The sequence below is a fragment of the Enterobacter wuhouensis genome (genome assembly GCF_004331265.1).
Lineage (GTDB): Bacteria > Pseudomonadota > Gammaproteobacteria > Enterobacterales > Enterobacteriaceae > Enterobacter > Enterobacter wuhouensis.
This window is the reverse complement of the sequence record NZ_SJOO01000001.1, coordinates 29401-46929: the sequence shown is the minus strand read 5'-3', so window position 1 is coordinate 46929 and position 17529 is coordinate 29401. Positions and strand designations below refer to the sequence as shown.

The 17529-nt window shown below is 57.1% G+C and carries 23 protein-coding genes and 1 pseudogene; 23 read left to right on the top strand and 1 reads right to left on the bottom strand.

What is annotated here, in order from left to right:
- Positions 1-7: 7 nt before the first annotated feature.
- The 10 genes from bet to E0L20_RS00205 all read left to right on the top strand — a co-directional run bounded on the left by bet (position 8) and on the right by E0L20_RS00205 (position 6316).
- On the top strand, positions 8-754 hold the full coding sequence (gene bet, locus E0L20_RS00255) for a phage recombination protein Bet (protein ID WP_131632148.1): 747 nt from the start codon (positions 8-10) through the stop codon (positions 752-754).
- A complete protein-coding gene (locus E0L20_RS00250; protein ID WP_131632147.1) occupies positions 751-1368 on the top strand; it encodes a lambda exonuclease family protein in 618 nt (205 codons plus the stop codon). The genes bet and E0L20_RS00250 overlap by 4 nt, the downstream gene beginning before the upstream one ends.
- Positions 1365-1793 (top strand): regulator, encoded by a 429-nt coding sequence (locus tag E0L20_RS00245; RefSeq protein ID WP_131632146.1) that lies wholly within the window; start codon positions 1365-1367, stop codon positions 1791-1793. The genes E0L20_RS00250 and E0L20_RS00245 overlap by 4 nt, the downstream gene beginning before the upstream one ends.
- Positions 1790-1942 carry a DUF1317 family protein gene (locus E0L20_RS00240; RefSeq protein ID WP_131632145.1) on the top strand — a complete coding sequence of 51 codons (153 nt, stop codon included), beginning with the start codon at positions 1790-1792 and terminating at the stop codon, positions 1940-1942. Before E0L20_RS00245 ends, E0L20_RS00240 begins: the two co-directional genes overlap by 4 nt.
- The gene (locus tag E0L20_RS00235; RefSeq protein ID WP_131632144.1) at positions 1939-2490 is read left to right on the top strand and encodes a phage N-6-adenine-methyltransferase; all 552 of its coding nucleotides are present in this window, start codon (positions 1939-1941) and stop codon (positions 2488-2490) included. Before E0L20_RS00240 ends, E0L20_RS00235 begins: the two co-directional genes overlap by 4 nt.
- A complete protein-coding gene (locus E0L20_RS00230) occupies positions 2487-3476 on the top strand; it encodes a DNA cytosine methyltransferase (RefSeq protein ID WP_131632143.1) in 990 nt (329 codons plus the stop codon). The genes E0L20_RS00235 and E0L20_RS00230 overlap by 4 nt, the downstream gene beginning before the upstream one ends.
- A complete protein-coding gene (locus E0L20_RS00225; protein ID WP_131632142.1) occupies positions 3473-3691 on the top strand; it encodes a hypothetical protein in 219 nt (72 codons plus the stop codon). Before E0L20_RS00230 ends, E0L20_RS00225 begins: the two co-directional genes overlap by 4 nt.
- Before the next feature lie 504 nt (positions 3692-4195).
- On the top strand, positions 4196-4669 hold the full coding sequence (locus E0L20_RS00215) for a hypothetical protein (protein ID WP_131632140.1): 474 nt from the start codon (positions 4196-4198) through the stop codon (positions 4667-4669).
- 60 nt (positions 4670-4729) lie between these two features.
- Positions 4730-4975, top strand: coding sequence for an excisionase family protein (locus tag E0L20_RS00210; protein ID WP_014070846.1), 246 nt, complete (start codon positions 4730-4732; stop codon positions 4973-4975).
- 45 nt (positions 4976-5020) lie between these two features.
- The gene (locus E0L20_RS00205; RefSeq protein ID WP_131632139.1) at positions 5021-6316 is read left to right on the top strand and encodes a tyrosine-type recombinase/integrase; all 1296 of its coding nucleotides are present in this window, start codon (positions 5021-5023) and stop codon (positions 6314-6316) included.
- A 26-nt stretch (positions 6317-6342) separates the two neighbouring features.
- Here the strand turns inward: E0L20_RS00205 and fliE are convergent, their stop codons facing one another.
- On the bottom strand, positions 6343-6657 hold the full coding sequence (gene fliE / locus E0L20_RS00200) for a flagellar hook-basal body complex protein FliE (protein WP_131632138.1): 315 nt from the start codon (positions 6655-6657) through the stop codon (positions 6343-6345).
- A 228-nt stretch (positions 6658-6885) separates the two neighbouring features.
- Here fliE and fliF point away from each other — a divergent pair, with 228 nt between their 5' ends.
- The 13 genes and pseudogenes from fliF to fliR form a co-directional block, all read left to right on the top strand.
- The gene (gene fliF, locus E0L20_RS00195; protein WP_131632137.1) at positions 6886-8565 is read left to right on the top strand and encodes a flagellar basal-body MS-ring/collar protein FliF; all 1680 of its coding nucleotides are present in this window, start codon (positions 6886-6888) and stop codon (positions 8563-8565) included.
- Complete coding sequence (gene fliG, locus E0L20_RS00190; RefSeq protein WP_089599455.1) at positions 8558-9556, top strand: flagellar motor switch protein FliG; 999 nt, start codon at positions 8558-8560, stop codon at positions 9554-9556. The genes fliF and fliG overlap by 8 nt, the downstream gene beginning before the upstream one ends.
- Entirely contained in the window at positions 9549-10256 is a 708-nt protein-coding gene (gene fliH / locus E0L20_RS00185; RefSeq protein WP_131632136.1) for a flagellar assembly protein FliH, read from the top strand. Before fliG ends, fliH begins: the two co-directional genes overlap by 8 nt.
- Positions 10256-11626, top strand: coding sequence for a flagellar protein export ATPase FliI (fliI, locus tag E0L20_RS00180; RefSeq protein WP_131632135.1), 1371 nt, complete (start codon positions 10256-10258; stop codon positions 11624-11626). The genes fliH and fliI overlap by 1 nt, the downstream gene beginning before the upstream one ends.
- 21 nt (positions 11627-11647) lie before the next feature.
- Complete coding sequence (gene fliJ / locus E0L20_RS00175) at positions 11648-12091, top strand: flagellar export protein FliJ (RefSeq protein WP_131632134.1); 444 nt, start codon at positions 11648-11650, stop codon at positions 12089-12091.
- Positions 12088-13311, top strand: coding sequence for a flagellar hook length control protein FliK (gene fliK / locus E0L20_RS00170; protein ID WP_131632133.1), 1224 nt, complete (start codon positions 12088-12090; stop codon positions 13309-13311). The genes fliJ and fliK overlap by 4 nt, the downstream gene beginning before the upstream one ends.
- Positions 13312-13417: 106 nt before the next feature.
- The gene (gene fliL / locus E0L20_RS00165; RefSeq protein ID WP_131632132.1) at positions 13418-13888 is read left to right on the top strand and encodes a flagellar basal body-associated protein FliL; all 471 of its coding nucleotides are present in this window, start codon (positions 13418-13420) and stop codon (positions 13886-13888) included.
- A 4-nt stretch (positions 13889-13892) separates the two neighbouring features.
- Complete coding sequence (fliM, locus tag E0L20_RS00160) at positions 13893-14897, top strand: flagellar motor switch protein FliM (RefSeq protein ID WP_131632131.1); 1005 nt, start codon at positions 13893-13895, stop codon at positions 14895-14897.
- Positions 14894-15307, top strand: coding sequence for a flagellar motor switch protein FliN (fliN, locus tag E0L20_RS00155; protein ID WP_028019594.1), 414 nt, complete (start codon positions 14894-14896; stop codon positions 15305-15307). Before fliM ends, fliN begins: the two co-directional genes overlap by 4 nt.
- Before the next feature lie 2 nt (positions 15308-15309).
- On the top strand, positions 15310-15684 hold the full coding sequence (gene fliO, locus E0L20_RS00150) for a flagellar biosynthetic protein FliO (protein WP_131632130.1): 375 nt from the start codon (positions 15310-15312) through the stop codon (positions 15682-15684).
- Entirely contained in the window at positions 15684-16421 is a 738-nt protein-coding gene (gene fliP / locus E0L20_RS00145) for a flagellar type III secretion system pore protein FliP (protein ID WP_131632129.1), read from the top strand. Before fliO ends, fliP begins: the two co-directional genes overlap by 1 nt.
- Before the next feature lie 10 nt (positions 16422-16431).
- Positions 16432-16701: a flagellar biosynthesis protein FliQ gene (gene fliQ, locus E0L20_RS00140; RefSeq protein WP_003859587.1), complete on the top strand. Its 270-nt coding sequence runs from the start codon at positions 16432-16434 to the stop codon at positions 16699-16701.
- A 7-nt stretch (positions 16702-16708) separates the two neighbouring features.
- A pseudogene (fliR, locus tag E0L20_RS00135) lies at positions 16709-17501 on the top strand (flagellar biosynthetic protein FliR); the annotation flags it as partial.
- Positions 17502-17529 lie beyond the last annotated feature (28 nt).

Sequence of the window (17529 nt, the reverse complement as noted above, 5' to 3'; positions counted from 1 at the left end):
TTTAACAATGAGTACTGCACTTTCCACCATGGCCGGGAAACTGGCCGCACGTCTCGGCATGGATGCCGGTACAGACCTGATGAATACGCTGAAGAATACAGCATTCAAAGGTGGCAACGTCACGGACGAGCAATTCACAGCCCTGCTGATCGTCGCCAACCAGTACGGCCTGAACCCATGGACCAAAGAGATTTACGCATTCCCAGATAAAGGTGGGATTGTACCGGTCGTCGGCGTTGATGGATGGGCTCGCATTATCAACGAACATCCTCAGTTTGACGGCATGGAGTTCTCTTACGACAAAGAGGAAGGCGCGTGCACCTGCAAGATTTACCGCAAAGACCGCAAGCACCCGACAATCGTCACCGAGTACATGGGCGAGTGCAAACGCAACACTCAGCCATGGCAGTCCCACCCTACCCGCATGCTTCGCCACAAGACGCTTATCCAGTGCGCGCGCCTGGCCTTTGGTTTCGCTGGCATCTTCGACCAGGACGAGGCGGAGCGAGTTATTGAAGGAACAACGGCAGAGGTTCATGCGGGCCATGAATCAGATAGCCGTCGCCCGGATCTGATTTCAAAAGGTGAGTCTGCTGCACGCCTTGGAACCGTTAAGTATCAGGAGTTTTGGGTGGCGCTGAGTGCTGAAGAGAAGCAGGTTATCGGCGCAGTTGAGAAGCGACGCATGTATGACATGAGTCTTGCTGTCGACAACGCCGAACCTGTCAATGTCGCAGATGCGGAGGCTGAATGATGGAGCAACGCACCCCTGAATGGTTTGCTGCGCGCTGCGGCAAGGTCACAGCCAGTCGACTGGCTGATGTCATGGCCCGGACTAAGTCGGGCTACTCCACCAGCCGCCAGAACTACATGGCCGAGCTGATTTGCCAACGACTGACCGGGAAGCTGGAGGAAGGTTTTTCGAATGCCGCGATGATGCGCGGCACTGAACTTGAGCCAGTGGCGCGCGAAATGTACGCGCTGAATGAGTTCGATGCGGCAATCACTGAAGTTGGACTCATCGATCACCCAACCATACCCGGATTCGCAGCCAGCCCGGACGGACTTGTCAACGACGACGGGCTTATCGAAATCAAATGCCCCAACACCTGGACCCATCTTGAAACGCTGAAAACTGGCGAGCCAAAGCGCCAGTACATGCTGCAAATGCATGCGCAGATGATGTGCACCAGGCGGAAATGGTGTGATTTCGTTAGTTTCGATGATCGCCTGCCGCCTGACCTCGCCTATTTCAAGAAGCGCATTCATTTCGATGAAGAGCTGGCGCGCGAAATCGAGTCTGAGGTTAAGAGCTTCATTGCAGATCTGGAATCTGAAATTCAGAAAATCACAGAGGGTGCAGCATGAAACGCACACCCTTCTATCGCAGGCCCGGGCGAACCGGGCAATTCTCCGGCCTACGTGAACGCGTTATCTGGATGATTCAGACGCGGGGTCGCCCGGTCACCGGCAGCGAAATCGCAGAGAAGTTTGGCGTAACGCTCATTGAGTTTAACCGGGTGGCCAACGGCATTACCCGCGGCACCGGGCAGATAGCGCAGATAGTTGGGTCGGAAAAATGGCTCAACGAGGACGGCATCTGTGACCGGACATTCGACCTGGTCACGAAGCCAAAGGTCGTAACACCACAAGGTAAATCGCGGCTGTTCACCCGGCGCGCCATTGAGCAATCGCAGGAAGGTAGACGGCAGGAGAGCATAGCGCGTGCCGCCCGCCGTCGCCGCCTGATTGCTCAGGGCCTCTACATCGACGAAATGGAGTCCATCCTATGACTCACGCTCACGACGACATCAGGGTTGGCACACTGTGCCTTCCCTTCATTGGTAACGGCTGGCTAATGCCATGGGGTGAAGTGGTCAGCAATCCATTAAAGGCGCAGCGGCTCGGTGAGGAATATAGGGAAAGGCAGGAGGCGGCATGACTGATTACACCGGCAGCAACACGCCAGCGGATCAGCGCGACCTCTGGCGCACTCCACCAGCTCTTTTCGCTTCCCTTGATGCTGAGTTTTGCTTCCAGCTGGATGCCGCCGCGGCGCCGCATAACGCGCTGTGCCGGAAGTTCATCACCGCCGAGCAGAACACGCTGGAAACGCCCTGGGCTGATTACCTGAGCATTCCAGGCAACGTCTGGCTTAACCCTCCCTACAGCGACATCACACCTTTCGTGAAAAAGGCTGCAGCCGAGAGCGCCAATCAAATCGGCACGGTCATGCTGGTACCGGCAGACACTTCGGTTGGCTGGTTCAAAGAAGCGATCCAGACCGCAAGCGAGGTTCGCTTCATCACCGCCGGGCGGCTGGCATTTATCAACCCGGTCACCGGTAAACCGGTCAGCGGAAATAACAAAGGCAGTATGCTTATCATATGGCGACCGTACCCGCGTACACACTGCCACTTCGCAACTGTGGACCGGGACGAGCTTATGGCTTTCGGGGCAAAACTTCTCGCCCGCAGGGAGGCCGCATGACGCCAGCAGCTTATTACAACGAAATCGACCCGTTCGCTGCGCAATGGCTGCGTAACCTGATCGCCGGCGGTCATATCGCGCCCGGTGAAGTAGATGAAAGGAGTATTGAAGATGTCACACCTGACGACCTGCGAGGATTCACGCAGTGCCACTTCTTTGCCGGAATTGGCGTCTGGTCTCATTCCCTGCGGCTCGCCGGATGGCCTGACGATAAACCAGTCTGGACAGGCTCCTGCCCGTGCCAGCCTTTCAGCGCGGCAGGCAAAGGTGATGGGTTTGCTGACGAGCGGCACCTTTGGCCCCACTTCTTCCACCTCATCAGCGAGCGCAGGCCTGAGCATGTCTTTGGCGAACAGGTTGCAGCAGGTAACGCTAACGCATGGTTCGACCTTGTACAAGCTGACCTGGAAGGAATGGAATACGCCTTCGGGCTTGTGCCGTTTGCGGCAGCGGGCATCGGTGCGCCGCACATCAGAGAGCGGGCTTATTGGGTGGCCCACTCCTGCGGCGAACGAGTTCGAGCCGAAAAACCTGCAACTACTTATAGAGCGACGGGAACGCTGCAAAGCGAGCCACGGGAATGGGAACGGCTTCGGGCTGACATTGGGTCAGGCGGCTCCTTTATTTGTCGGGTGGGTAACGCCAACTTCACGCGACTGGAAAGACTCGTCGGGAATGACTGCGCAGCGGGACGAGAAGGTTCGGCTGGACCAACTGCCGAGGCAGGCTTACACATGCGGCCCCTTGAGGTTAACGGTTTTTGGCGAGATGCGGACTGGCTCTTATGTCGAGATGGCAAATGGCGTCCAGTTGAACCCGGCACATTCCCGCTGGTTGATGGGGCTGCCGCGCGCCTGGGACGAGTCGAGTCCGGGGTGGCAAGAGTGGCAAATAGCAACCGCGTCGGCCGACTCAAAGGCTACGGTAACGCCATAAACGCACAGGCAGCGACTGAATTTATCCGGGCCTATATGGAGGGGTTATGACGCCAGCAAATGTAAACGCCATCCGCGCCGCCTGCCGCCGCTGCACCGAGGAAATCCAACAGGCCATGCGCAAGAAACCAAAGCCAAACTGGAACGAAACGGTGCCTCCCATCATCAACAAGCATCACAAGAAAATTGAAGCTCTGGGAGTTACCCTCCTGGAGTTCGTCGTCAAAACTGGCCGCCTTAACGGGCGGTTTGGAGCCGAGCAATGAGCAAACATATAGAACTGGATGGTCTAATCCTCAACAAAATCGGCGATAATCCAATCCCTTTCAATAAGATTTACGTCCGAGATGTTTTAAATGAATCAGAATGCATAGCCACTGCGAAAGGGAAATCATACCCCTACCGCTTCGTCGATCGGCGCCTGCAGGCATTACGTTTAAGCGCCGTTATACGCAACGTGACAGGGAAGCTGGGTGTAAACATGAACGAATAATCGATCAAGTCAGTGCTCTTGAAGAAATGATGCACGAACAGACCATTACCGTTTTCCAACCTAAACGCAACGTACAATCGGGTAATCATCGCTTGATATCCTGATAAATATCCTACCCCTGCTATACCATGGGATTTGAAAGTGACAAGATAAGCAGCCCTAACTTGAAAAAAACATCATATTAATGTCTTTATGAGTAGTTGTAAGCATGCTTACATTCATATAAGGTAATGGTTATAGTAAACTGCATATTTTCATCCATAAAAAGAGAAGATCAATGTTAGAGCCCGCTACTTTCTCAGCCATTGCAGCCTCTTGCGCAGCAATAGCCGCTGCAATAAATGCTTATGTAGGTTATCAAAATAGAAGTGATGCTTTAGATAAGCAAATTATTGACTCACTCACAAAAAAAGCAGATGAATGTAATCAAATTGTCGTAAGACATAATTATAAAGTGCCTTTAAAAGAGGAAAACATTGGAGAGACACTTAGAATAATTTCTTTGCTTTATCTTTCCATTGCAGATATTAAAAGAATTGATAAACGCTACAAACATCTTCTGAAGTTTGATTTCTTTATAAACACCAACAATGTGAAGAAAATTAACTTCAAGGAGTACTTCGTATACTCCCTCCACCATTCAATATTTGAAGATTTAAAGATTGATGGGAAAAATAAAGAATTTTCTAATGTCGTACCATTAGAAAAAATGCAATCCATATCAGAGTTCTATAAAAAACAGTTACGGTGAAATTTAGAGTTTGAAAATAAACCGCCCATTGTGGCGGTTTTTTATTGCCTGGAGACACCCATGAGCGAAATGACCTTAATCGTGCCCAACGACTGGGTAACCGAAGAAAAGCTCGTCGAGATTACCGGCCTTCGCCCGGGCACTATCGAGCGGGCCCGCAAAAAATGCTGGATGGTAGGCCGGGAATACCTTCACGTCTCACCGGACGGCGTACCGAAGAAAAACAGCGAATGCATGTACAACCGCAAGGCTGTCGACCAGTGGGTTGAGAGCATGTCAAAGAAACAGCCAGGTGCGCGCCAATGAAGATCCGTTTATGCTTAGCGGGCTCTTGGACGTCAGGAGGGAATAATGGCTAAGTCAGCATACCCAACAGGCGTGGAGAATCATGGCGGTACGCTCCGCATATGGTTCATCTATAAAGGAAGCCGGGTGCGTGAAAGCCTCGGCGTGCCGGATACACCAAAAAACAGAAAGATCGCTGGCGAGCTGCGCGCGTCGGTGTGCTTTTCGATAAAGACAGGTAACTTCAACTATGCCGCCCAGTTTCCAGATTCACCGAACCTGAGAAAGTTTGGGGTAGAGAGCAAGGAAATCACCGTGCTGGAGCTGGCTAACAAGTGGCTTGAACTGAAACGCATGGAGATCAGCACCAACGCGATGTCTCGCTATTCATCTATAGCGCGCAACATGGTACCAAGGATCGGCGGTGACAGGCTGGTATCTGCAGTAACGCAGGAAGATCTGCTGTTTATCAGGAAGGAATTGCTGACCGGTTATCACACCCTGAAGGCAGGACAGAAAACGCCGGTAAGAGGTCGCTCCGTCAGAACGGTCAACAACTACATGAAGATCATGGGCGGGATGTTTAAGTTTGCCGCTGACAGCGGGTATGTCCGGGCGAGCCCGTTCACTGGGATAGCCCTTCTTAAGCGGTCGCGCTGCGAGCCTGACCCGCTGACGCGTGATGAGTTCGTCAGGATGATTAACGCCTGCGCTAATCAGCAACTGAAAAACATGTGGTCGCTGGCCGTCTACACCGGTGTGCGCCACGGCGAACTCGTGTCGCTGGCCTGGGAAGATATCGACCTGAAAGCGGGTACGATGATGATCCGACGGAACCACACGTTAACGAAGGAGTTCACCCTTCCGAAAACGGAGGCCGGAACGGACCGCATCATCAACCTCATTCAGCCAGCTATCGACGTGCTGAAGAATCAGGCTGAATTAACCCGCCTGGGTAAGCAGTATCAGGTTGAGGTGAAACTGCGCGAATATGGCCGCACCGATGTGCATCCGTGCACGTTCGTGTTCAACCCGCAGATTGCATCACGTAATGGCCGTGCCGGGCATCATTACGCAGTGGGATCGATTAACCAGTCGTGGGAAGCGGCAATGCGACGCGCCGGGATTCGCTATCGCAGAGCATACCAGTCCCGACACACGTATGCATGCTGGTCGTTAGCTGCCGGTGCGAACCCGAACTTCATCGCGAAGCAAATGGGCCACACCGACGCGCAAATGGTTTACCGGGTATACGGATCCTGGATGGCTGAAAATAACCAGGACCAGGTACTCATCCTCAACCAGAAATTGAGTGAGTTTGCCCCATCCATGCCCCACGCAGTGGGATCGGATGATTATTAATAATAAATATCATTAGGTTAGATAACCTAAACCTGCATGCCCATCATTTCCTGATAGGCCGACACCAGCTTATTCCTCACCTGAATCCCCATCTGCAGGGACACCGACGCTTTTTGCAGATCGGCCATCACATCGTTCAGCGCCACGCCCGGTTCACCCAGGGTAAACTTCTCCGCCTGAGTACGCGCCGCGGTTTGTTTATCGCTAATACGGTCCAGGGCGGCGTTCAGTTGCCCCGCAAAGCTGATGGTGGGCTGCTCGTCCATCACGTTCTGGTTACGGGCCGTCATCGCGGTTGCCTGCAGCTGACTGATTACCCCTTCAATGCCCTGTATAGCCATGTCTTTCCCCTGGATGGTTTTTTACCCGGTCAAGACTAACAGCTTGTCAATCAGATAATGGCGGTAAATAGCGTTAAAAAACCAGGTTATTTGACGCATAGAAAATCCCGAATCATCAAATAATGGCAGGGCCATCAGTATGGAACTTTTGTCGTGTTTGCCGACCCGGGAGTCAGTTTTGTTTCTCTACACGAATAACGTAAACCACCAGGATTTAAGAGGTGCGCAATGAGTGCAACAGCATCGACAGCGCCACAGAATAAATCACTCGAGTGGATGAACCGCCTTCGCGCGAACCCTAAAATCCCGTTGATCGTGGCAGGCGCTGCCGCCATTGCGATCCTTGTTGCGATGGTGCTGTGGGCGAAAAGCCCTGATTACCGTACCCTTTACAGCAACCTTTCCGACCAGGATGGCGGTGCCATCGTCACCCAGCTTACCCAGATGAACATCCCTTATCGCTTCGCTGATAACGGCGGCGCGCTGGAAGTGCCTGCGGATAAGGTGCATGAACTTCGCCTGCGTCTGGCGCAGCAGGGTCTGCCGAAAGGCGGCGCGGTCGGTTTTGAGCTGCTGGATCAGGAAAAATTCGGTATCAGCCAGTTCAGCGAGCAGGTTAACTACCAGCGCGCGCTGGAGGGCGAACTGGCTCGTACCATTGAAACCTTAGGCCCGGTGAAAAGTGCCCGCGTGCACCTTGCCATGCCGAAACCGTCGCTGTTTGTCCGCGAGCAAAAATCCCCTTCCGCCTCCATTACCGTCAACCTGGAGCCGGGCCGTGCCCTGGACGAAGGGCAAATCAGCGCGGTCACGCACCTGGTCTCCAGCGCCGTGGCGGGTTTACCGCCGGGCAACGTAACGCTGGTCGATCAGAGCGGCCATCTGCTGACGCAAAACAACAGCGCCGGTCGTGACCTTAATGATGCGCAGCTGAAATATGCCGCCGATGTGGAAGGCCGCCTGCAGCGCCGTATCGAAGCGATCCTCGGCCCGGTCGTGGGCAACAGCAACGTGCATGCCCAGGTCACCGCACAGATAGATTTCGCCAATAAAGAGCAAACAGAAGAGCAGTACAGCCCGAACGGCGACGCGTCTCAGGCCGTTATGCGCTCCCGCCAGATTAATTCGAACGAACAGATTGGCGGTCAATATCCGGGTGGCGTACCGGGCGCGCTGGCTAACCAGCCTGCTCCGGCAAACTCAGCGCCAATTTCTACCCCTCCTGCAAACCAGCAGAACGGTCAGCAGAATAACCCGCAGACGACCACGACGGCGAACAGCTCTGGTCCACGCACCACCAGCCGTAACGAAACGACTAACTATGAAGTCGACCGCACGATTCGCCACACCAAGCTGAACGTGGGCGATATTCAGCGCCTTTCCGTGGCCGTGGTGGTGAACTACAAAACGCTGCCGGACGGTAAACCGCTGCCGCTCACCGCCGACCAGATGAAGCAGATTGAAGACCTGACGCGCGAAGCGATGGGTTACTCCGAAAAGCGCGGCGACACGCTTAACGTGGTCAACTCACCGTTTAACTCGGTGGATGAAACGGGTGGTGAACTGCCGTTCTGGCAACAGCAGGCGTTTATCGATCAGCTGATGTCGGCTGGCCGCTGGCTGCTGGTGCTGATCGTCGCGTGGCTGCTGTGGCGTAAGGGCGTTCGTCCTCAGCTCCAGCGTCGTGCCGCCGCTGAGAAGATCGCACAGGAACAGATGAACAATCGCCAGGAAGTGGAAGAAGCGGTTGAGGTTCGTCTCAGCAAGGACGAGCAGATGCAGCAGCGCCGTGCTAACCAGCGCATGGGCGCTGAGGTGATGAGCCAGCGCATTCGCGAAATGTCAGATAACGATCCGCGCGTCGTCGCGCTGGTCATCCGCGGTTGGATGGGTAACGAACATGAGTAATACGCTTACGGGTACGGATAAAAGCGTCATCCTGCTGATGACCATTGGCGAAGATCGCGCGGCAGAGGTGTTTAAACACCTCTCGCAAAGAGAAGTGCAAATTCTCAGTGCGGCCATGGCCAACGTGCGTCAGATCTCCAACAAGCAGCTGACCGAAGTGCTGGCGGAGTTTGAGCAGGAAGCCGAACAGTTTGCCGCGCTCAACGTCAACGCCAACGAATACCTGCGCTCCGTGCTGGTCAAGGCGCTCGGCGAAGAGCGTGCCGCCAGCCTGCTGGAAGATATTCTGGAAACGCGAGATACCGCCAGCGGTATCGAAACGCTCAACTTTATGGAGCCGCAGAGTGCCGCCGACCTTATTCGCGACGAGCACCCGCAGATTATTGCCACCATCCTGGTCCACCTCAAGCGCGGCCAGGCGGCCGATATCCTGGCGCTGTTCGAAGAGCGCCTGCGCCACGATGTGATGCTGCGTATCGCCACCTTTGGCGGCGTCCAGCCGGCCGCGCTGGCCGAGCTGACCGAAGTGCTGAACAACCTGCTCGACGGCCAGAACCTCAAGCGCAGCAAAATGGGCGGCGTAAGAACGGCAGCGGAGATCATCAACCTGATGAAAACGCAGCAGGAAGAAGCGGTCATTACGGCGGTTCGCGAATTCGACGGCGAGCTGGCGCAGAAAATCATCGACGAGATGTTCCTGTTCGAAAACCTGGTCGAAGTGGACGATCGCAGCATCCAGCGCCTGCTCCAGGAAGTGGATTCCGAGTCGCTGCTTATCGCCCTCAAGGGTGCCGAGCAGCCGCTGCGCGAGAAGTTCCTGCGCAACATGTCCCAGCGTGCGGCAGACATCCTGCGCGACGACCTGGCCAACCGCGGCCCTGTGCGTCTGTCCCAGGTGGAAAACGAGCAGAAAGCGATCCTGCTTATCGTTCGTCGTCTGGCGGAAACCGGCGAGATGGTGATTGGCAGCGGAGACGACACCTATGTCTAACGAGCTGCCGTGGAAGCGCTGGACGCCTGACGATCTGGCGCCTCCCCTCTCCGAGTTTACCCCCGCCATCCTGTCGTCCGACGAGGGCGACAGCGAGGCCGTGGCACCGGAGCTGAGCGAGGAAGAACAGCGTGCGCAGATGCTGGCCCAGATGCAGATGCAGGCGCACGAGCAGGGCTTCAACGCCGGTATGAACGAAGGCCGGATGAAAGGCCAGGAGCAGGGTTATCAGGAAGGCCTTGCCAAAGGCATTGAACAAGGCATAGAGCAGGCGCGCCAGCAGCAGGCGCCTATTCATGCGCGTATGCAGCAGCTGGTGAGCGAGTTCCAGCACACGCTGGATGCGCTCGACAGCGTGATCGCGTCGCGCCTGATGCAGATGGCGCTGGAAGCCGCGCGTCAGGTCATCGGCCAGACGCCAACCGTCGATAACTCGGCGCTGATTAAGCAGATCCAGGGGCTGCTCCAGCAGGAGCCGCTGTTCAGCGGCAAGCCGCAGCTGCGCGTGCACCCGGACGATCTCCAGCGCGTCGAGGAGAGCCTGGGCGCCACGTTAAGCCTGCACGGCTGGCGGCTGCGCGGCGATCCGTCCCTGCATCACGGTGGCTGTAAAGTCTCTGCCGATGAGGGCGATCTGGACGCCAGCGTTGCCACCCGCTGGCAGGAACTGTGCCGCCTGGCGGCGCCGGGAGTCGTCTGATGACCGCACGCCTTACGCGCTGGCTCAACACCCTCGATAATTTTGAGACGAAGATGGCCCAGCTGCCGTCCGTTCGTCGTTACGGGCGATTAACCCGCGCGACCGGCCTGGTGCTCGAAGCGACCGGCCTCCAGCTCCCGCTGGGCGCAACCTGCGTGATTGAACGTCAGGACGGGCTGGAAATGCGTGAAGTCGAAAGCGAAGTGGTCGGGTTTAACGGCCAGCGCCTGTTCCTGATGCCGCTTGAAGAGGTGGAAGGCATCCTGCCCGGCGCGCGCGTTTATGCGAAAAACAGTTCCGGCGACGGTCTGCAGAGCGGCAAGCAGTTACCGCTCGGTCCGGCCCTGCTGGGGCGCGTGCTGGACGGCAGCGGCAAGCCGCTCGACGGCCTGCCCTCCCCGGACACCACCGAAACCGGCGCGCTGATCACCCAGCCGTTTAACCCCCTGCAGCGTACCCCCATCGAACACGTGCTGGATACCGGCGTGCGTCCGATCAACGCCCTCCTCACCGTGGGGCGCGGTCAGCGTATGGGCCTGTTCGCCGGTTCTGGCGTCGGTAAGTCGGTGCTGCTCGGCATGATGGCGCGCTATACCCAGGCCGATGTGATCGTCGTCGGGCTGATCGGCGAGCGTGGGCGCGAAGTGAAAGACTTCATCGAAAACATTCTGGGTGCGGAAGGCCGCGCCCGCTCGGTGGTGATCGCCGCCCCGGCGGATGTATCACCCTTACTGCGTATGCAGGGTGCCGCCTACGCGACCCGCATCGCCGAAGATTTTCGCGACCGCGGCCAGCACGTCCTGCTGATCATGGACTCCCTGACCCGTTACGCGATGGCGCAGCGTGAAATCGCGCTGGCCATCGGCGAACCGCCCGCGACCAAAGGCTATCCGCCCTCGGTTTTTGCCAAGCTCCCGGCGCTGGTTGAGCGTGCGGGGAACGGCATCAGCGGCGGCGGCTCTATCACCGCGTTTTATACGGTGCTGACCGAAGGCGATGACCAGCAGGACCCGATTGCCGACTCCGCGCGTGCGATCCTCGACGGTCACATCGTGCTGTCGCGCCGTCTGGCCGAAGCCGGGCACTATCCGGCCATCGATATTGAAGCGTCCATCAGCCGCGCAATGACGGCGCTGATAACCGAGAAGCACTACGCCCGCGTGCGTAACTTCAAACAACTGCTCTCCAGCTTCCAGCGCAACCGCGACCTGGTGAGCGTCGGGGCGTATGCCAAAGGCAGCGACCCGATGCTCGACAAAGCGATTACCCTGTGGCCGCAGCTGGAGGCGTTTTTGCAACAGGGTATTTTTGAACGCGCCGACTGGGATGACTCGATCCAGGCTCTGGAGCTGATTTTCCCGCAGGCGTAACACAGGTGGAGGGCGAAGGTTATGGCGCAAAATAGCGCGTTATCAACGCTAAAAGATCTGGCTGAAAAAGAAGTGGATGATGCCGCACTGCAGCTTGGCGCAATGCGGCGCGGGTGCCAGCAGGCGGAAGAGCAGCTGAAGATGTTAATCGACTACCAGCACGAGTATCGCACCAGCCTGAATACCGACATGACGCAGGGCATTGGCAGCCAGCGCTGGATTAACTATCAGCAGTTTATCCAGACCCTGGAAAAGGCGATTGAGCAGCATCGCCAGCAGCTGAACCAGTGGACGCAAAAAGTCGACACCGCGCTCAATTTCTGGCGCGAGAAAAAGCAGCGGCTGCAGGCCTGGCAGACGTTACAGGACAGGCAGATCGCGGCCGCAACCCTGGCGGAAAACCGTCAGGATCAGAAGAAAATGGATGAGTTTGCCCAGCGCGCATCAATGAGGAAACCGGAATGATCACACTGCAACAACTGCTGATGACCGACAGCGATACGTCAGGCGGCGCGCAGACGGGTAAAGGGGCCGACGGCGCACAAGACTTTCTTGCGCTGCTGGCGGGCGCATTGTCCGACGCAAGCGCTCAGGGCAAAGAGGCGCCGCTGACGCTGGCCGATCTGAAAGCCGCAGGCGGCAAGCTCTCTAAGGTCGCGCAGGACGCCGAGGGAAATACCACCCTGCAGGCAAAAATTGCCGATTTGCTCGCTCGTCAGACGACGCTGACGGACGATGACGCGCTGCAGGCCACCTCGCTGCAAACGCTCGCGTCCGGGCTGATGCCCACCTCTCACGGCGATGCCCTCAAGTCGCTGACCACGTCCGCGGCAAAAGACGACGCGAAAACCGACCTCAGCGAAGAAGAGCTTGCGGGCTTGAGCGCGCTGATGGCCATGCTGCCGCACCAGCAGACGACCACACCCGTCACGCCACGGGCAGAAGGCAGTAGCGACATCTCAGCCCTGCCCGCCGCCGCGCTGACGCAAAAGAGTGCGGGGCAGCCGACCCTGAGCAACGCGCTGACGGGCCATGAAAAAGCGCAGACCGCCGCGCCGTATCAGGCACAAAACGTCGATACCGCCGTACCCGCCAGCGTGCCGGCGACACCGGCTGTCGCCGTCGCGGCAGAGAAGCAGGATCTCGCCAGCGCCTCTTCCACAACAGCGCCGACGGCCACGCTGGCCCCTGTCGTCACGAGCCAGGCAACCGCCCAGCCTGCCGCCACCGTCGCCACGGCACCCGTACTCAGCCAGCCGCTGGGCACGCCAGAATGGCAGCAGAACCTGAGCCAGCACATCACGCTGTTCACGAAGCAGGGCCAGCAGACGGCGGAGCTGCGTTTACATCCGGACGATCTCGGCCAGGTGCAGATCTCGCTCAAGCTGGACGATAACCAGGCCCAGCTGCAGATGATGTCCCCGCACAGCCACGTGCGCGCGGCGCTGGAGGCGGCTATACCGATGCTGCGCACGTCGCTGGCGGAAAGCGGTATACAGCTGTCACAAAGCAGCGTCAGCAGCGAGAGTTTCTCCGGCCAGCAGCAGTCTGCTTCTCAGCAGCAGCAACAGTCTTCACGCTCCGGCCAGCAGGGTTTTAACGACGAAAATGACGAGCTGCTGGCTGTCCCGGCGGCCTTGCAATCCGCCGCGCGCGGCAACGGCGCGGTAGATATCTTCGCCTAAACGCCAGAGGTAGCGTGATTATCCCCGTCTTTTCCACGCTTTGAGATAAGGCGGACACGGGATAATCACCGTATTAAGCTGTACCGAAACAGGAAGCTCGTATCAGATGACTGACTCCGCTATCACCAAAAAAAGTAAGCGTTCCATCTGGATCCCGCTGCTGGTGTTGATCACGCTCGCCGCCTGCGCTACCGCGGGCTACAGTTACTGGCGTATGCAGCAGGAACCTTCCACTGCGTCAGCCAAAGCTGAACCCCCTCCGCCGCCGGCACCGGTATTCTTCCCTCTGGATACCTTTACCGTGAACCTGGGCGATGCGGATCGCGTGCTTTATGTGGGTATCACCCTGCGCCTGAAGGACGAAGCGACCCGTGCTCGTCTGAACGACTATCTTCCGGAAGTGCGCAGCCGTCTGCTGCTGCTGTTCTCTCGCCAGGACGCGTCTACGCTCGCTACCGATGACGGTAAGCAAAAACTGGTCGATGCCATTAAGCAAACGCTGGCGACCCCGCTGGTAAACGGCCAACCTAAGCAGGAAGTCACTGACGTTCTGTATACAGCCTTCATTCTGCGGTAACGACATGGGCGACAGTATTCTTTCACAGGCAGAAATCGATGCGTTGCTTAACGGCGACAGCGATAAGAGTGACGATCCCCAGCCGGGGCTGACGGGCGACGATAATATTCGTCCCTATGACCCGAATACCCAGCGCCGCGTGGTGCGTGAACGTCTGCAGGCGCTGGAGATCATCAACGAACGTTTTGCGCGTCAGTTCCGTATGGGGTTGTTTAACCTGCTGCGACGTAGTCCGGATATCACCGTCGGCGCGATCCGCATTCAGCCGTACCACGAGTTTGCCCGCAACCTGCCGGTGCCGACCAACCTTAACCTGATCCATCTGAAGCCGCTGCGCGGCACGGGTCTGGTGGTGTTCTCGCCAAGCCTGGTGTTCATTGCGGTGGATAACCTGTTCGGCGGCGACGGACGTTTCCCGACCAAAGTGGAAGGCCGCGAGTTTACCCATACCGAGCAGCGCGTCATTAACCGCATGCTGAAGCTGGCGCTGGAGTCCTATAGCGACGCGTGGAAGGCGATTAACCCGCTGGAAGTGGAGTACGTGCGTTCCGAGATGCAGGTGAAATTTACCAATATCACCACCTCGCCGAACGATATCGTCGTGAATACCCCGTTCCACGTGGAGATCGGCAACCTGACCGGCGAGTTCAACATCTGCCTGCCGTTCAGCATGATCGAACCGCTGCGCGAGCTGCTGGTTAACCCGCCGCTGGAAAACTCTCGTCACGAAGATCAGAACTGGCGCGAAAACCTGGTGCGCCAGGTGCAGCACTCGCAGCTTGAGCTGATCGCGAGCTTTGCCGATATCCCGCTGCGGCTATCCCAGATACTGAAATTACAACCCGGCGACGTGCTGCCGATAGAAAAACCCGACCGCATTATTGCCCATGTGGATGGTGTCCCGGTTCTGACCAGTCAGTACGGCACACTTAACGGCCAGTATGCGTTACGCGTTGAGCACTTGATCAACCCGATATTGAATTCGCTGAATGAGGAACAGCCCAAATGAGTGACATGAACAATCCGTCCGATGAGAACAGCGGAGCACTGGACGATCTGTGGGCTGACGCGTTAAACGAGCAACAATCCACCCCGAGCAAAAGCGCGGCGGATGCGGTATTCCAGCAGCTGGGCGGCGGCGACGTGAGCGGCACGCTGCAGGATATCGACCTGATTATGGATATCCCGGTTAAGCTGACCGTAGAGCTGGGCCGCACCCGCATGACCATTAAAGAGCTGCTGCGCCTGACGCAGGGTTCCGTGGTGGCGCTGGACGGTTTAGCGGGCGAGCCGCTGGACATTCTGATCAATGGTTATCTGATTGCCCAGGGTGAGGTCGTGGTCGTCGCCGATAAATACGGCGTGCGTATTACCGACATCATTACCCCCTCTGAACGTATGCGTCGTCTGAGCCGTTAAGAATGAAAACCCAGGCAACAGTATCACAACCCTCTGCCGTTCCCGGTTCACCGCTGCTCCAGGTGAGCGGCGCGCTGTTCGGTATTATTGCCTTTATTCTTATCGCGGCCTGGCTGGCAAAGCGTTTTGGCCTGGCGGGTAAAACCGCCGGCACTCGCGGGCTGAAGGTCAGCGCCAGCGCGTCGCTGGGGCCGCGCGAGCGCGTGGTCATCGTCGAGGTCGAGGACGCCCGTCTGGTTCTGGGCGTGACGTCCTCCAATATCAGCGTATTACATAAACTGCCGCCTGCACCCCAAACCGGTGACGAGAGCGCAGAAGTCCCTGCGGATTTTCAGTCCGTGATGAAGAGTTTGCTAAAGCGTTCCGGGAGATCCTGATGCGCCGTTTGTTATCCCTTACGCTTGCGGGTCTTGTCCTGTTCGCGCCTGCCGCGCACGCGCAACTGCCGGGCCTGATATCGACGCCGATGGCCGGTGGCGGGCAAAGCTGGTCGCTCCCGGTACAGACCCTGGTATTCATCACCTCGCTGACCTTTATTCCGGCGATCCTGCTGATGATGACCAGCTTCACCCGCATCATTATCGTCTTTGGCCTGCTGCGTAACGCGCTGGGTACGCCTTCCGCCCCCCCGAACCAGGTGCTGCTTGGCCTGGCCCTGTTTCTGACATTTTTCATTATGTCGCCGGTGATCGATAAGATTTATACCGACGCCTATCAGCCGTTCAGTGAAGATAAAATCTCGATGCAGGTCGCGCTGGAAAAAGGGGCGCAGCCGCTGCGCGAATTTATGCTGCGTCAAACGCGCGAGGCGGATTTAGCGCTGTTTGCCCGGCTTGCCAACACGGGCGAGCTGCAGGGGCCTGAAGCCGTGCCTATGCGTATTCTGCTGCCCGCCTACGTGACCAGCGAGCTGAAGACCGCCTTCCAGATTGGCTTTACGATCTTTATCCCGTTCCTGATTATCGACCTGGTTATCGCGAGCGTCCTGATGGCGCTGGGCATGATGATGGTGCCGCCCGCCACCATTGCCCTGCCCTTCAAGATCATGCTCTTCGTGCTGGTGGACGGCTGGCAGCTGCTGGTGAGTTCCCTGGCGCAAAGTTTCTACAGTTGAGGAGCGCGCGATGACACCCGAATCGGTCATGATGATGGGCACGGAGGCGATGAAGGTCGCGATTGCCGTTGCCGCGCCGCTGCTGCTTGTCGCGCTCGTGACCGGCCTGATTATCAGTATTCTGCAGGCCGCCACGCAGATTAACGAAATGACGCTGTCGTTCATTCCGAAAATCATCGCCGTGTTCGTGGCGATTATTGTCGCCGGCCCGTGGATGCTGAACCTGTTGCTGGACTATATGCGCAACCTGTTTACCAATCTGCCGTACATCATCGGCTGAGACAACGATGCTGCAGATCACCAGCGATCAATGGGTACAGTGGCTCGGCCTCTACTTCTGGCCGATGCTGCGCATTATGGCGCTGATTTCCACGGCCCCTATTCTGAGTGAAAAATCGATTCCCAAGCGCGTTAAGGTCGGGCTGGGCATTATCATAACCATCATCGTTGCCCCGTCATTGCCCCCCGTCGACATTCCGATCTTCTCGGCCAATGCGGTATGGGTTGCGCTGCAGCAGGTTATGATTGGCGTCGCCGTCGGCTTTACCATGCAGCTCGCCTTTGCCGCCGTGCGTACCGCCGGGGAACTGATCGGCCTGCAGATGGGGCTATCCTTTGCCACCTTCGTCGATCCCGGCAGCCACCTGAACATGCCCGTGCTGGCACGCATTATCGATCTGCTGGCCATGCTGCTGTTCCTGTCGTTCAACGGGCACCTGTGGCTCATTTCTATGCTGGTTGATACCTTCCACACGCTGCCGATTGGCGAGAACCCGGTGAACAGCAATGCGTTTCTGGCGCTCGTGCGCGCCGCAGGGCTGATTTTCCTCAACGGGCTGATGCTGGCGCTGCCGGTTATCACCCTGCTGCTGACGGTTAACCTTGCATTAGGTTTACTGAACAGAATGGCACCGCAATTGTCCGTATTCGTAATTGGTTTTCCGGTCACGCTGACCGTCGGTCTTTTATTAATGTCATTGCTAATGCCACTTATCGCCCCCTTCTGCGAACATTTATTCAGCGAGATATTCAATCTGTTAGCGGATATTGTCAGCGAACTGCCGCGTAAATAATAGACCTCACCGTTTATATTGTCTCTCTGAGGATA

Bases quoted from the DNA above. Each gene is read 5' to 3' on its own strand.
- bet (WP_131632148.1), top strand. From the start codon at position 8: ATGAGTACTGCACTTTCCACCATGGCCGGGAAACTGGCCGCACGTCTC.
- E0L20_RS00250 (WP_131632147.1), top strand. From the start codon at position 751: ATGATGGAGCAACGCACCCCTGAATGGTTTGCTGCGCGCTGCGGCAAG.
- E0L20_RS00245 (WP_131632146.1), top strand. From the start codon at position 1,365: ATGAAACGCACACCCTTCTATCGCAGGCCCGGGCGAACCGGGCAATTC.
- E0L20_RS00240 (WP_131632145.1), top strand. From the start codon at position 1,790: ATGACTCACGCTCACGACGACATCAGGGTTGGCACACTGTGCCTTCCC.
- E0L20_RS00235 (WP_131632144.1), top strand. From the start codon at position 1,939: ATGACTGATTACACCGGCAGCAACACGCCAGCGGATCAGCGCGACCTC.
- E0L20_RS00230 (WP_131632143.1), top strand. From the start codon at position 2,487: ATGACGCCAGCAGCTTATTACAACGAAATCGACCCGTTCGCTGCGCAA.
- E0L20_RS00225 (WP_131632142.1), top strand. From the start codon at position 3,473: ATGACGCCAGCAAATGTAAACGCCATCCGCGCCGCCTGCCGCCGCTGC.
- E0L20_RS00215 (WP_131632140.1), top strand. From the start codon at position 4,196: ATGTTAGAGCCCGCTACTTTCTCAGCCATTGCAGCCTCTTGCGCAGCA.
- E0L20_RS00210 (WP_014070846.1), top strand. From the start codon at position 4,730: ATGAGCGAAATGACCTTAATCGTGCCCAACGACTGGGTAACCGAAGAA.
- E0L20_RS00205 (WP_131632139.1), top strand. From the start codon at position 5,021: ATGGCTAAGTCAGCATACCCAACAGGCGTGGAGAATCATGGCGGTACG.
- fliE (WP_131632138.1), bottom strand. From the start codon at position 6,657: ATGGCTATACAGGGCATTGAAGGGGTAATCAGTCAGCTGCAGGCAACC.
- fliF (WP_131632137.1), top strand. From the start codon at position 6,886: ATGAGTGCAACAGCATCGACAGCGCCACAGAATAAATCACTCGAGTGG.
- fliG (WP_089599455.1), top strand. From the start codon at position 8,558: ATGAGTAATACGCTTACGGGTACGGATAAAAGCGTCATCCTGCTGATG.
- fliH (WP_131632136.1), top strand. From the start codon at position 9,549: ATGTCTAACGAGCTGCCGTGGAAGCGCTGGACGCCTGACGATCTGGCG.
- fliI (WP_131632135.1), top strand. From the start codon at position 10,256: ATGACCGCACGCCTTACGCGCTGGCTCAACACCCTCGATAATTTTGAG.
- fliJ (WP_131632134.1), top strand. From the start codon at position 11,648: ATGGCGCAAAATAGCGCGTTATCAACGCTAAAAGATCTGGCTGAAAAA.
- fliK (WP_131632133.1), top strand. From the start codon at position 12,088: ATGATCACACTGCAACAACTGCTGATGACCGACAGCGATACGTCAGGC.
- fliL (WP_131632132.1), top strand. From the start codon at position 13,418: ATGACTGACTCCGCTATCACCAAAAAAAGTAAGCGTTCCATCTGGATC.
- fliM (WP_131632131.1), top strand. From the start codon at position 13,893: ATGGGCGACAGTATTCTTTCACAGGCAGAAATCGATGCGTTGCTTAAC.
- fliN (WP_028019594.1), top strand. From the start codon at position 14,894: ATGAGTGACATGAACAATCCGTCCGATGAGAACAGCGGAGCACTGGAC.
- fliO (WP_131632130.1), top strand. From the start codon at position 15,310: ATGAAAACCCAGGCAACAGTATCACAACCCTCTGCCGTTCCCGGTTCA.
- fliP (WP_131632129.1), top strand. From the start codon at position 15,684: ATGCGCCGTTTGTTATCCCTTACGCTTGCGGGTCTTGTCCTGTTCGCG.
- fliQ (WP_003859587.1), top strand. From the start codon at position 16,432: ATGACACCCGAATCGGTCATGATGATGGGCACGGAGGCGATGAAGGTC.